The sequence below is a fragment of the Paraburkholderia lebeckiae genome (assembly GCF_050436325.1).
Lineage (GTDB): Bacteria > Pseudomonadota > Gammaproteobacteria > Burkholderiales > Burkholderiaceae > Paraburkholderia > Paraburkholderia tuberum.
In genome coordinates, this window is sequence record NZ_JBNDLZ010000003.1 from 3,576,839 (window position 1) to 3,589,496 (window position 12,658).

Annotated in this window: 11 protein-coding genes and 1 pseudogene; 4 read left to right on the top strand and 8 right to left on the bottom strand. The window is 61.0% G+C overall.

Going from position 1 to position 12,658, the window contains the following annotated elements:
- Positions 1-37 precede the first annotated feature (37 nt).
- Both OKW44_RS34515 and OKW44_RS34520 read left to right on the top strand, forming a co-directional pair.
- A complete protein-coding gene (locus OKW44_RS34515; RefSeq protein WP_018421396.1) occupies positions 38-1,117 on the top strand; it encodes a substrate-binding domain-containing protein in 1,080 nt (359 codons plus the stop codon).
- Positions 1,118-1,247: 130 nt separating this feature from the next.
- Complete coding sequence (locus OKW44_RS34520; RefSeq protein ID WP_018421395.1) at positions 1,248-1,514, top strand: hypothetical protein; 267 nt, start codon at positions 1,248-1,250, stop codon at positions 1,512-1,514.
- A gap of 115 nt (positions 1,515-1,629) precedes the next feature.
- On the opposite strand, the gene OKW44_RS34525 is transcribed toward OKW44_RS34520, so the two are convergent.
- On the bottom strand, positions 1,630-1,992 hold the full coding sequence (locus OKW44_RS34525) for a COG4315 family predicted lipoprotein (RefSeq protein ID WP_018421394.1): 363 nt from the start codon (positions 1,990-1,992) through the stop codon (positions 1,630-1,632).
- Between the two features lie 251 nt (positions 1,993-2,243).
- Between OKW44_RS34525 and OKW44_RS34530 the strand changes: the two genes are divergently transcribed.
- Positions 2,244-3,440, top strand: a complete 1,197-nt coding sequence (locus OKW44_RS34530; RefSeq protein WP_018421393.1) for a tyrosine-type recombinase/integrase — start codon at positions 2,244-2,246, stop codon at positions 3,438-3,440.
- A gap of 36 nt (positions 3,441-3,476) precedes the next feature.
- Here the strand turns inward: OKW44_RS34530 and OKW44_RS34535 are convergent, their stop codons facing one another.
- From OKW44_RS34535 to OKW44_RS34550, 4 genes and pseudogenes are all read right to left on the bottom strand, one after another.
- Positions 3,477-4,076 (bottom strand): hypothetical protein, encoded by a 600-nt coding sequence (locus tag OKW44_RS34535; protein WP_018421392.1) that lies wholly within the window; start codon positions 4,074-4,076, stop codon positions 3,477-3,479.
- 45 nt (positions 4,077-4,121) lie between these two features.
- Positions 4,122-5,453, bottom strand: a pseudogene (locus OKW44_RS34540) (LysM peptidoglycan-binding domain-containing protein).
- Positions 5,450-7,984 carry a type VI secretion system Vgr family protein gene (locus OKW44_RS34545; RefSeq protein ID WP_018421390.1) on the bottom strand — a complete coding sequence of 845 codons (2,535 nt, stop codon included), beginning with the start codon at positions 7,982-7,984 and terminating at the stop codon, positions 5,450-5,452. Before OKW44_RS34545 ends, OKW44_RS34540 begins: the two are co-directional and overlap by 4 nt.
- 391 nt (positions 7,985-8,375) lie before the next feature.
- Positions 8,376-8,606, bottom strand: coding sequence for a hypothetical protein (locus OKW44_RS34550; RefSeq protein ID WP_018421389.1), 231 nt, complete (start codon positions 8,604-8,606; stop codon positions 8,376-8,378).
- Positions 8,607-9,321: 715 nt separating this feature from the next.
- Here OKW44_RS34550 and OKW44_RS34555 point away from each other — a divergent pair.
- Positions 9,322-9,870 (top strand): HD domain-containing protein, encoded by a 549-nt coding sequence (locus tag OKW44_RS34555; protein WP_018421388.1) that lies wholly within the window; start codon positions 9,322-9,324, stop codon positions 9,868-9,870.
- Between the two features lie 225 nt (positions 9,871-10,095).
- On the opposite strand, the gene OKW44_RS34560 is transcribed toward OKW44_RS34555, so the two are convergent.
- The 3 genes from OKW44_RS34560 to OKW44_RS34570 all read right to left on the bottom strand — a co-directional run bounded on the left by OKW44_RS34560 (position 10,096) and on the right by OKW44_RS34570 (position 12,646).
- Positions 10,096-10,698, bottom strand: coding sequence for a hypothetical protein (locus OKW44_RS34560; RefSeq protein ID WP_018421386.1), 603 nt, complete (start codon positions 10,696-10,698; stop codon positions 10,096-10,098).
- An 83-nt stretch (positions 10,699-10,781) separates the two neighbouring features.
- Positions 10,782-11,267 (bottom strand): hypothetical protein, encoded by a 486-nt coding sequence (locus tag OKW44_RS34565; RefSeq protein WP_018421385.1) that lies wholly within the window; start codon positions 11,265-11,267, stop codon positions 10,782-10,784.
- A complete protein-coding gene (locus OKW44_RS34570; RefSeq protein WP_113061949.1) occupies positions 11,264-12,646 on the bottom strand; it encodes an AAA family ATPase in 1,383 nt (460 codons plus the stop codon). Before OKW44_RS34570 ends, OKW44_RS34565 begins: the two co-directional genes overlap by 4 nt.
- Between the last annotated feature and the right edge of the window lie 12 nt (positions 12,647-12,658).

Consider the following 12,658-nt stretch of genomic DNA (forward strand, 5'->3'; position numbering starts at 1 on the left):
CCGACCGGCGCGCGCAATAGGAAACAGTCAAACATATATGGTCAGGATCGAATGTCAGGTCGATCTGGTGGTGAAGGGCGCGGACGGCCGCGGGGCCAGCCTGTCTGATGTGGTGCCGCTGCTCGCACTCGTCGATGAATCTGGCAGCATTGCGCAGGCCGCGGCGCTTAAGGGTTTGTCCTATCGGCACGCATGGGGTTTGCTGCGCAGCATCGAGGAGCGGCTTGGTGGTCCTCTGATCGCGAAAGAGCGTGGGCGCGGCTCGGTGTTGTCCGAGCTCGGTCACGCGGTGCTGCGCGGGCAGCGGCTCTGCGGCGAACGGCTCGACGGCAATTTGCAGGCGCTCGCGAGCGAAGTGGCGAGCGATCTGAACCGCTGGCTTGCGCCCCCCGCCGATGACGTGCGCATCCACGCGTCGCACGGTTACGCGGTGGCCGCGCTTGTTACGGCGCTGGTCGCCAACGATCTGCCGGTCGAGATCAAGTACCGCGACAGCGCCGAGGCGGTCAGTGCGCTCGCGCGCGGCGAGTGCGATCTGGCGGGCTTTCATCTGCCGCTCGGCGAGTTCCGCGCGGTGTGCGCCGATACCTACCGGCGCTGGCTCGATCCGCAACGCCATGTGCTCGTGCATCTGACCCGACGCAAGCAGGGTCTGTTCATCGGCAAGGGCAATCCAAAGCGGATCGGCGGGCTCAGCGATCTGGCGCGCGACGACATCCGTTTCGTCAACCGCCAGCCGGGTTCGGGTACGCGGATGCTGCTCGATCTCGCGCTGCGACAAGTCGGTGTGGACCCGGACCGCGTCAACGGCTATGCGTCGACCGAGCTGACGCACTCGGCGATCGCGGCGTTCGTCGCGAGCGGCATGGTGGACATAGGCTTCGGCGTCGAACCGGCCGCGCATCATTTCGGGCTCGACTTCATTCCTATCGTCGACGAGGACTACTACTTCGCGTGCGATCGCGCGCACCTCTCTCGCGCGCCGCTCGCGACGGTGATCAACCTGTTGCGCGGCAGCGCGTTTCACCAACGCGTCGAGCAGCTCGCCGGCTACGATCCGTGCGACTGCGGCAGGCTCGTCGATCTGGACGATGGGCTCGGCGGCGCGCTCGCGTAACGGCGAAGTAAGAGCCTGTAACCAGAAAAGCGGTGGCGCTCGGCATGCGCGGCTGCGCAGCGCGCCGGTTTCGGCTACTCTCTTGGCTTCGTATCCGCCTTGACCGCGCGCCAAGCCGCGCTGAACCGACATGAAAGCTCTTCTCCATGCATGTGCCGCCGCTGCCGCGGCTGGTGTACTCTGTGCCACCGTCTCCGTCGCTTACGCGCAAAATTCGCCTGGCGTGCCGGGTGGCATCCTGACCGACGAATTCCGCATTAACGAGCATCCGCAGATGCCGTTCGCCGCGTCCGCCCCGTCGGACAAGTATCAGCACGGCCGACGTTCGCAGGCGCGCAAGCGCGGCGACATGGGCGATCCGAATGGCTGCAATCTGCAGTGCCCGAAAGACGAGTAAGAATTGGCTCGGGCTTCGCTCGAGCTTCGAGGTTTGACGCAACGCCGGCCCGTGGGTCGGCGTTGTGCTTTGTGGCGAGGGCGATGGCGGCCCAGTTGCCGGCCGGAGTGGCTTCTTATGGCCTGGCGATGTGCCAGATCTCCTTGAGGCCGTCCCCCTTTGCATCGCCCGCCTGCTTGTCGGCCGCGTAGCGATACATTGGATGGCCGTTGTACGTCCATTGTTGCTTACAGTCTGCGCTTGGGATCAGCGTCCAGTCGCCCGACGGCTTGTCGGTCGGCGCCGCCGTGGCCGCCGGCCAGTTGCTCATGCAGCCGCCGGTGTAGGCGCTGACGCCGGGCGTGGTGTCCTTGTCGAGCGTGTAGAGCGTCATGCCGTCGACGGTGACGAAGCGGCCGTCGAACAGTTTGGGCGGATCGGCGAAGGCGCCGGCGTGTAGAACGGCGAGCGCAAGCGGAGAATTGTGGCCGGCCCGCAAAGCGTCGCGGACGGTGCTGAAAATGAAAAACCCCGGCAGCGTTATGCTACCGGGGTTTTTCGGGGCCGTTCATTGCGAACGTCCCAGGTGTTTGGTGGAGGCTGCGACTGCCAAATAACAAACCACGCCATTCCGCACTAATCCGCTCACCACTATATAAATCAAGGGGTCCAGCCCAATTTCATGCTGCAGCAGTTTACAATATTCCGGCGCTATCCGGCTTTCACCGATGGGCTGAATGATGGGCTGAAATGGCACTCACTGACAGGCAGGCAAGAGCACTGCAAGCCGGCGACAAACCGGTTTTTGAAGGCAAGGTAACGGGGTTGATGCTCACGCCCGGCAAGACGGGCAGCAAGTGGACGCTACGCTTTACGAGTCCGACAACGGGCAAGCGCCGCGACGCGGGCCTCGGCGTCTATCCCGAAGTCACGATTGCCGACGCGAGAGAGAAGGCGCTCGCCATGCGCCGCCAGATCGACGCAGGCAAAGACCCCATTGACGAACGCGACCGCGACCAGCACGCCGCCAGCATGGCCGCCGCCGCGCTCACGTTCGAAAAGGCGGCGCGGGAACTTCATAGCGAACTCAAACCAAGCTGGCGAAACGAGAAGCACGCCGCTGATTGGATTCGATCACTTGAGGCTTACGTGTTTCCCAAGCTCGGTGCAAAGCCGCTCGATGCGGTCACGCCGGCCGACTGCGCGGACGTGTTGCGGCCTATATGGTTAGAGAAGGCCGAAACCGCAAGCCGTACCCGCCAGCGCATGCACGCCGTCATGCAATGGGCATGGGCGCACGGCCATATCACGTCGAACCCGGTTGCAGTGGTCGATCACATTCTCCCGAAGCAGAACGCAAAAAAGGAACACCAGCCCGCAATGCCGTGGCGCGACGTGCCCGCCTTCGTGAAAACGCATGTTGCCAGATTCAAGCAGGGCGAAGCGACCCGCGCCGCCCTGCTTTTCCTGATATTGACGGCGGCGCGCAGCGGCGAAGTGCGCGGCGCGGTGTGGGATGAATTCGACCTCGAAGCAGGCATCTGGACCGTTCCCGGCGAGCGCATGAAAGCGAAAGAGCCGCACCGCGTCCCGCTATCATCGCCCGCGCTTGCGCTTGTAAAAGCGCTCAAGGAACAGAAACTACACGACACGCTGGTCTTTCCGTCGCCGCGCGGGAAGGTTGTGAGTGACATGGTGCTCACGTCGTTTCTGCGCCGCGTTGAAGCCAAGAGCGACACGCCGGGACGCGTGGCGACCGCCCACGGCTTCCGCAGCAGCTTCCGTGACTGGGCCAGCGAGCAGAGTTATGCACGCGATCTTGCCGAACGTGCGCTCGCGCATACTGTGTCGAACAAGGTTGAAGCGTCATATCACCGCACCGATTTGATGGAACAGCGCCGCCCGATGATGGAGGCATGGGCGGCGCATATCTGTTCCGTCGCGTGAAGGGCACCGAGCGCTGGCCGTCCCCCGGAGAGTGAATTACTGAGTCGGTCTCCAAGCCTCGAACGTAATCGGATGCTTTCTGTCTGCTTTCGTAACATGGGGCGGATCTGCCAGCATGGCATCGCCGCTTGAGGCGGGGTTAAGACGCCAGCTTTGCGCAATCTCGTTGTGGAACAACCAGTTATGCTGCTTCACGTCGTAATGGAACGTAATGTAATCCGTCCAGTGATTTCCACAGGCCACACTATTCTGGACCGTAAAGTAACGATCTTTAATCGCTAACCCGTTGTCACCGCTATCTGTGAAGGGATCGCACTGTCCACCTTCGTCGGCCTGCATGACAACGGCGTCATTCCGTGCCGCGAGTCTGAACGTCCCATCGATATTTTGAGTAAAGATAAGTAGAGGGCGCACAGATGCCTGTTGCATAGTGTCAACAGGATGATGTATGACTACTAGATAGTCTTGACGATTATCATCAGTTAGCTGGCCCGCTGCGTAGCTCAATACCTCAAACCCTTTCGGTAAGAGTTTGACAACGTTCGCCGGCAATTCCGCTGCGTGAACCACACCCGCCGCAAAGAGGACAAGTAAGAATGAATACTTTGCACAACCGAATCTGCGGAAAAATTCCAATTTCACATCCTTAAATAATTTGCAAATAAGTATTATTAACAAAGGCTAAACAGTCGAGGTGCCGGCTTTAATTTTTTCATATGCCTCTTTCAATTTATTGTCATAATTATATTGCTTATAACCAGATCCGTTATACAGATATGCGGCATTCACCCAGTTTTTCTGAATCAACGCGTCCCGGAGCGTTCCTAGCTTCTTGGATTGCTTGGTGCGCACGAAAGGAACAAACAAATCCAGCAAATGCTGTCGCTCCGACGTGCAAGCTGCCCTCAGAAAATCCTCGGGAGAGTGGAAGCGATCTATATAATTTTCCCCTAGTACTTGAAATTTTCCCCACGAACACGCTGCAATTGCTCCCTTTGCATCAAGCATTTACGCCTTCTCGAACCGCTCATACTGGTGATCGCCTTGAATCCCGTAACGGTCATTATCCGCAATCGCTTGTTTGTGTTTATCCAGTGTGGCGGTTGTGTACGCTTTTGTTGACGAAATATCTGCGTTCTTACTATCAAATTTGTGGTCGGTATGCCTGCTAAATACGTGTCGTTCATACAGAATGACGGGACGATGTAACTTGTCGAAACCCGCCCCATGTGATTCGACGTGTGCAAACGCTTTGATAACTTCGACCTCGCAGCCGAGTGCCTTAGCAGCCTCTTGCCAATCCGCATCTGTAATTTTTTCGCCCGTGTACAACGCGAAATATTTTTGCAGGTCGGGCCGGTCCTTGCTGTAGTGCGTATCGGTCGCGCCCTGCGGGGTCTTGCTCTGCTGACCCTTCATGCCCTTGTCCGCGCCGTGCGCTGCTGGATGATGCATGTCACCGCTGGCCTGGCGCGGCGTACCAATCGGAACAGGCTTGGGCTTGGGGGCCGATGGTGGATCACTGACCGGCAAGCCGTCCGGCGTCTGCGGATGCGGCTCCATCCTGAGGGGCAGGCGAATCTTGCCGCTCTTCAGCGTGACAAGCTTCTCGCCAATCGATGCCTTGGTTTCGTGTATGAGCTTCCACGTGCCATCGAGTTTGCGCACCAGAATACGAACAACATCGCCTTCGACCTTTGTAATGAACCGCTCACCAAGCCCATTGAGCTGGCTCACCCCTTCAAACGCCGATGCACGCCTGCTTTCGATACGGTAGCGCAGTCCCTTGATTGGATTGCGGTCCCGATCGATGAACAGTGGCACGACCGCACACACCTTCTTTTCGCTGACCACCAGCCGCTGACCAACGGTTAGCCGGTCGGGATTCTGAAGCCTGTTCATCTTTGCAAGCACGTAAGTTGTCGTGCCATAGGTCCGTGCAATCCCGCCCAGCGTATCGCCAGGCTGCACGACATAGATTTCCGGCGCATCCGTCATCGGATTGGAACTCATACGGTTTCCTCCTCATCCCCGTTGTCTCTTAGCGTTTCCTCTTCTGCATGCCATCCCGTCGTGCCAACCCATACCTGTGCATCCGTGGCTTTCCGGCTGAAGAAGCGCGGACCGGTGCCCGCTTCGTCCAGCAGGCCGGAATCCAGTTGGGTGCCTGTCTTGTTCGTCACGACGTAGGGAAGGTTCGCCCAGGGATGATCGAGACTTTCTGCAGCAGAAACTGCCCCGGAAAGGTCAACCCGGTTGCTGAAAAGGCGCTCGTCCGGAGAAAGCGGAAGCTCAGACACCGGAATGTGCAGCGACGCCTTGCCCTGCTTCTGCACGGTGATGGTCTTGAGGAACAGGTCGCCGGGACCGCCGAGCGTGATGCTGCCGTCCTTCATGTGGATGAACGCGCCGCCGCATTCGAGGATGATTTCCTTCGCGGCAGACAGATTGACCTTGCCGTTGACACTGGCGACGTTCACGTCCTTGGCCGCAATGAACGACATCGGGCCGCTCTGGGCCTGGAATTCAACCGGGCCTTTCGCCGCAAAGATCTTGATGCCCAGTTTCTGCGCAAAGAGCGACAGCTTTTCACCCGCCGCGACGGTGAAGCGTTTCAGCACGCTCCAGTCGGCGTTTTTCCGGGCGACCGTTGAAATGCTGTCCTTGGCGGCGAACTGCACGCCCTGGGCCGCCACGAGCGCCGCCGAAGCGGGCGTGCTCATCAGCAGCCCCGGCTTCTTCAGCCCGTCCAGATCGCTGTTCATCTGCTGCTGGGTGTCAGTGTCGGCGGGTTCAGCCTTGGCGCTGCTGGCCGTTGCGGCGAGCGCCTTTGCGGTCGCCAGCGCGCTTTCAAGCTGCGCGATGGTTTCCTGCATGTCGAGCTGCTTGCCGGTCGCGGCGGGGCGGTCCCAGGCCGTCAGCATCATGCCCTTGCCCGCGCGATTCACCCCGTAACCCGATGTTCTCGCCTCGTAGCCTTCACCCCGGTATTCGAGTTTGCTGTCAACCAGGTAGCCGAGATTCAGTTGCGACTTGCCCGAGTGTTCGGTGCTGAGCTTGACGCCTTCCTGGCCCGCCCAGTCTTCCATGCGCAGCTTGTTGTTCTTCTGCGTGCGGATCACGTTGCGCGACAGCCAGCGGCGGTCATTCGTCACCAGGTCGCGCGCCTGGCTGTGGTGATGAAACGCTGAAATTTCGGGCTTGTCCGGGTCGCCATCCCTGAAGGAGATGACTGCTTCGTCATTATCCAGCGCGACGAAGTGCATGCCGGTCTGCAGCTTGCCCGCGAACGGTTTCGCCAGGCGCAGCGGCACGCTCTCGCCGCCATTGGGCCAGGTGCCGAAATCGGCATCGAGCCGAACCACGTAGTAGCCTGCCGCGTTCAGGTAACCATAGGTGTATTTGTCCGGGCTGCAAATCCGCCCGCTGAGTGTGCCGCTTATCCTGGCCCATTTTTCTGGCTCCAGTTCCAGACGGAAACGGCGGTCGGCGGGAATCGCCCTGAAGGTGTTCGACCAGGCCTGGTCGCGCGCGCCGCTGTGCGTGATCTCGATAATCACCATGCCTTTGGGTGCATCGGGCAGCACGATATCCGTTTCGAGTACGCTCGCGCACTGCAATGCGAGCACGTTGCTCTCGCCTTCATAGACCACCTGGCGGGCGATGGCCGCCTCATGCCTAAGCTGCGCTTCCCACTGCGCGCCCGCCTGGTCCAGGTGGTTCGTGCCATAGAGGTACGGCTGGCCGTAGGTGGTCGGGTCTCCTGGCGCGACATTCGCCGTGTCGCGCAAACGCTCCCAGGCGGCGTCCGGGTTGTAGTCTGCCACGATGAACGATTGCGGCACCGTCACGGTATGGGTCCTGATGGCCGTGACGGCTTCCACCCCGTCCGCTTCGAGTCCCGCCGCCTCGCGGTACGCCACGATCCGTTGCGGCTCGTCGTAGCGGTAGTGGTCGATGTCATCGGCAAATACAATCTGGTCGCCGTATTCCGTTTCCACGATATAGCTGTAGATGCCGGCCTTCTGCATCAGCATCTGGACATAGGCCAGATCATTCACCTGGTACTGGAAGCGCCACGCATGAACCGGATACTGGCGGCGCAGGCGGAACGCCATCAGGTGAGCCGGGATACCGTGCCGGCCCAGGACGGCCTGGATGATCTGCGGTGTCGTGAGGTGCTGGTAAGGCTGGGTGGTCGTGACGGCCTCGAGCCGTCCGAAGTGTGACTTCAGGACCACTTCGTACTTCGTGAAATCCTTCGTTGTCTGAATGGTCGAGAAGCGCTCGATATATCCCGAGAACTTCCGCACGGTCCCATCGTCGGCCACGATGCTGAAAGCCGCATCACGGTTCAGGTAGTCGGCGCGCACAAGCTGCTGCGGATGGGTCAATTCGATGCGCACCTCGGTCGGTGCGCCCATCTTCTCGGTGGCCTCGAACGATACGACTGAGAGCGCTGCTGCGCTGTCCGAGCCGGGTACGTCGAGGTGAGACGTCTGCCGCCCTGGAATGGCTTGCAGTGCGGCTTGCAGGTCCGCCATCGGCTGGCCTCCTTGCTGGTTGTCGAGGGAGACGCGGCCCGGTACATCGGGACTGCAATAGTGGTGAAGGGCCGCGATGCGGGACTAATTTAGCCCCTGAACGCTTTTACCCTGTGAGTCGCCCCGATTCAATCCGGCAAAGTCTGAAAATGTGTCATCAATTGTCAGAAAACAATGATGGTGTTGCTGGCGGACCATCCATCCAACGCGTCGGTCGGGTCATCCCGAGCCTGCTATCAAAAGCTATCACTGTCGGGAGTCACGTCGCTTTCGAGCCGTGCAGCGCCGAGACGTGGACTTACGGCATCCACGCCGCGACACTATTTGCAGCTTCTTTGGGGGCGGTGGATTCACGTCTGACGGCCCCCGGTTGCAGAGGCCGCGCAGCAGGTCATTCACCTGAAGCGGCTGTTCTCGTCATCACGGCGCGTACGTCCGCGAGCGCATCCTCGAAAAGACCAAAAATCGAAACCTGCGCAACCGTTGAAAGAGCGGAGAACTGCTCTGCGACTTCCTCCAGACTCAGCAGCGCCGCCAGTGCGTGCAGTTGATCGACGCGGATAACGACGGTGTCAGGCATCGCGATATCCGGTTGTGCAGAGGCGTTCAGAAAGTCAGGCATGACCTAACCCCGTCGCATTGCTGTTCGCGTGGTTCAAGTCGGGCGCGGCACCGCGTAGCGTGCCGATGATACGGAATGAGATAGACGATTGTGTTTGCTCTGGAAGAGCAGGGACGTGGTGCATTGGACATGCCTCCTGTATCGGGTTGATGAACCCGACGCCCCAACGCCAATTGAGGTGGCCGGGCACAGGGCAAGGTTGGCGTACCGGCGATACAGGAAACCGGCGAGCGCAAGCGCTCCCTCACCAAGGCCCGACCATTGGGCGCTTGATGCGGGCGTAAAAAAACCGCCGGTCGGCGGTTGCCCGCCTGTATCGTTCCTGGACGCCAATCCTAGGTTCACGGTGTCTCCGTGACATTTGCAGTATAGCGCACGCGCCGCGTGGCCTCGTTGATGATCGAAGCATATGGCGTTGCTGGGTTCGTGTAGCCGGGAACCGGCTCACAGTGCCGCCTTGAATTCTTGATATCAAGTTGGCCCGCGATGCTCCGCATCAGAAGGCTCCACGGCGTCGTTTCGCGGTGGCAGGTCGGCGCTTTGAATCTTTGATAAATAATCACACCGCCCGGCTCTCATACCTCTGCGATCTCCTTCGACGCTGCGAGTTACCGTAACATCGAGGGAGACCGGCGCGGTTGCTTGCAATCGATCCACGCAGAATCTCGAAGAAAACCGCCCGTATATCAACAGCAATTAACGGACGCATCCTATCGTGCAAAAATTCATCAAGGCTTTGGCATTCGCCGCCGACCGGCACCGCAACCAGCGACGCAAGGACGCGCAGGCGTCGCCCTACATCAATCGCCCCGTTGCGTTGGCAAACGTTCTCGCGAACGAGGGGCATGTCGATGACGAAGCCGTACTAATCGCCGCCCTGCTACACGACACTATCGAAGATACCGACACGACCGGCGAGGAACTGGCGCGAGAGTTCGGGCAGGAGGTGGCCGCCATCGTGCTCGAAGTCACGGACGACCGGTCGCTCACGAAGAGTGAACGCAAACGCCAGCAGGTTAATCATGCCCGTCACATGAGCGACCGCGCGAAACTCGTCAAGCTTGCGGACAAGATATGCAACCTGCGCGATATCACCGAACGACCGCCCAGGGAATGGTCGACCGAACGCAAGCAGGCATATTTCGATTGGGCTGGCGAAGTTGTAGCAGGACTACGAGGTGTCCACCCAGGGCTTGAGCGTATCTTTGACGAAACGAGCAGACTCAAACCGGCCCTCAATTCGGGGCATGGGCAACACCCGTAACGCCCGACCTGCAAGGGCATCATGCGCCCGAAACCGGACATGCCTGTTTGTGCATTCGCCATCAAAAGTTATCAATGGCTATTAGTGCCGCGAACGATTCACCGGTCCTTTAATCGGGCACGGCACTCGCGCAGCAACGCATTCACGCGCCGCGCTTCGCCACGCCAGTACGCCGAACGCATGCCATGTTTCAGCGCGTTCGAAGCCCCGACGGTCTTGCCCGCGTCAGTCACCGGTCCCGTTGCGCTTTCCCACGGTTTCCAGCGCCGGATTGCTTCGGCCTGCTTTGCCCGCTGTTCTGCCGTCCAGTGTCGTTTCGCCATTCTCGTGAGCTAATAGTTCGTTCGTCGTCTCGCCATTTTTCCCGCGCGCGGGAGGCTCGGGCGGCGCGCTGCCGTTGTTCACCTGTTGCGGCCCGTTCGCAATGTTCGCCTGCTTCACGAATGCAAGCGGGCGCGGGTTCTTTATCTCCGCCAGCGCTTCGAGCGTCGCACGGCATTGCGCCTGGGCCTTCAACGCTAGCGACAAATGCGCCTGCATCTGGTTCAGATACTCGCTGAACGCCGCCTTGCGCGCGAACTGGTTAAAGATCATGTCGAGCGTGTTGGCCTGCGTAACGAGCATGGCTTCGACGCCGGACAGGTCGCCCGCCCGGACCGCAGCGGCCTGTCTGTTCAGTTCAGCCAGGTAAGCTGTCAGGTCAAGCTCGGCCCCGAACACCGGCTCCGCGTACTTGCGCCCGGTCACGGCTCCGCGTACGACCGGACTTGACGCGATCAGCGCGCCGCGCTTGACCGGGTCCTCATACTGCTCGCCCGACGGCCCCAAAGCCTCCGGGTTGCGCTTTGGTGGCGGCGCACTGGCCGCCTCCTTTGTCGCCTTCCTTTTCGCCGCCACGTCACACCCTCCGGCTATCGAATCCTGCTGTCATATTTCCACGACCGCGCCGCCATCACTTCGCGCGCCGTCGCCTCGGCGCGCAGTTCGCGGACCTTCGCGCTGAAGTATTCGATGTTCGGCAACAGGTCCGCCAGTGGCCCGCGCACGGCGCGCGTCATCGTGTCGGCGTGGCGCTCGCGCGTCCAGCCCTCGGCCTGCGCAAGGTCGGCAATCATCGCGAACAGTTCCGCCCGCAGACGCCGCACATTGTCCTGCGCGAGATACGGCCCCCAAGGCAGATACGCGCCGCCGTCCGGGCCGATTAGCGCGCCCGTACAATCAACCGCATCGTTAGCGGCGGCGCGCAGATGCGCGAGGACTTCCGACTTGTGCGCGGCAATCTCGGGCTTGATCGTCGCGACGGCGCTCGCCGGTCCTTCCATACTGATGCGGCCGCCCTCGATCCACAGGCGCACACGCATCGCGGCGGCACGTTCCACGATATCGGCGGCGCTCATACCGAATCCTTCACGTTGCTATCGTCGTCGCCCGGTCCGGCTTGCGTCGAAGATTTCTCCGAAGATTCCAACTCCCTGCCGCTGAAATCTTCGGCAAAACCGCCCAAAGGGGCAGACCGCAAACCCGCGCCGCTACCGAAGATTTCACGCCCCTCCGAAGATTTCACGCTAGCATGTTCGGGAATCTTCGTGAAATCTTCGCCGTCTGAAATCTTCGGCAATGCCCAGCGCCAGCCGTCCTTCATGCCCTGTTTCACTCTTTCGACGTTAAGTTCGTGCGCGGCGCGGTGCATCGTCGACCAGCTATAACCCGCTCCGTCGGCATCCCTTCTGATGCGGCTGGCGTTCATCGGACCATCCGCCAGCAGTCCCGCCAGAAACTCGCGGGCTTCGTCGCGAAGGGTTCTGCGTTCATCGCCGTCCTGCTCGACCTCGCCCAGAATATCGCGCGCATTGCCCTCGATAGCCTCACCCCACGTCACGGCGTTCGCGACGATCCCGGCTTGAACCTCCACCCGGTTCAGCACGTAGCCGAACCCGCCATCGTCCGGCGCAATGTTGGATTTCGCGCGGGCCAGAATCCGCCGCTCGGCGGTCTCGTCCTTTGCCGTAACCAGCACCATGCGGGCAAGTGCGCCAAACGCCTGGGAGCCGATCACGCGCTCGACCGGCGCATTGCCTTTCGATCCCTTGGAAAAGTGCGAAATGCCGATTACCGCGCAGCCGTGACGCGCGGCCAGGTCAACCAGCGGTTGCAGGTCGCGGCGCACGTCATTGGCGCGGTGGGCATCGCCACCAATCGCGCTGAGCACAGGATCGACAATCAGCAGGCGCGCGCCGCCCATGCTGGAAATACGTTCGCTCAAGATCGGCATGTCGCGGGCCGGATCGAATGGCACGAGTTCGCCGCCTGTCTTCGCCACGTTGCGCACGAAATGAACCTTGGGCAGATCGGCCCCTGCGGCCATCAGACGGGGCACCAGCGTATCGGCGGGATCGTCCTCGCTGCTCCACATCAGCACCTCACCGGGGTGCGCGCACGCGGTCCCATCCGGCCATGTTCCTCCGCGCGTGACGACGGCGGCCAGCGCGTGCGCCAGCGTCGTCTTGCCGGTTCCGCTCGCCCCGGCGAGTATCGTCAGCTTGCCCGCCGGTAGCCAGTCCGGCCACAGCCACGTAACGGGCTGCGGCTTCACGTCTGCCGCGCATTGCAGCAGCACCGCTTCGGACGGCGGCGCGGCACCAGTCCTGTCATTCAATGGCGCGGTATGGGCGGCCGCTTTCGCCGCCTCTGCGTTCGCCTTCGCGAGTCGTTGCCTGCCGCGCTCGATCTGTTCACGGCGGATATCGTTCAACTCGATCAGGGCGGCGGCGCGCATCACCTCCGCTTC

What these genes read in the sequence shown, in the direction of transcription:
- OKW44_RS34515 (WP_018421396.1), top strand. Translation starts at nt 38, where the DNA reads ATGGTCAGGATCGAATGTCAGGTCGATCTGGTGGTGAAGGGCGCGGAC.
- OKW44_RS34520 (WP_018421395.1), top strand. Translation starts at nt 1,248, where the DNA reads ATGAAAGCTCTTCTCCATGCATGTGCCGCCGCTGCCGCGGCTGGTGTA.
- OKW44_RS34530 (WP_018421393.1), top strand. Translation starts at nt 2,244, where the DNA reads ATGGCACTCACTGACAGGCAGGCAAGAGCACTGCAAGCCGGCGACAAA.
- OKW44_RS34545 (WP_018421390.1), bottom strand. Translation starts at nt 7,984, where the DNA reads ATGGCGGACCTGCAAGCCGCACTGCAAGCCATTCCAGGGCGGCAGACG.
- OKW44_RS34550 (WP_018421389.1), bottom strand. Translation starts at nt 8,606, where the DNA reads ATGCCTGACTTTCTGAACGCCTCTGCACAACCGGATATCGCGATGCCT.
- OKW44_RS34565 (WP_018421385.1), bottom strand. Translation starts at nt 11,267, where the DNA reads ATGAGCGCCGCCGATATCGTGGAACGTGCCGCCGCGATGCGTGTGCGC.
- OKW44_RS34570 (WP_113061949.1), bottom strand. Translation starts at nt 12,646, where the DNA reads ATGCGCGCCGCCGCCCTGATCGAGTTGAACGATATCCGCCGTGAACAG.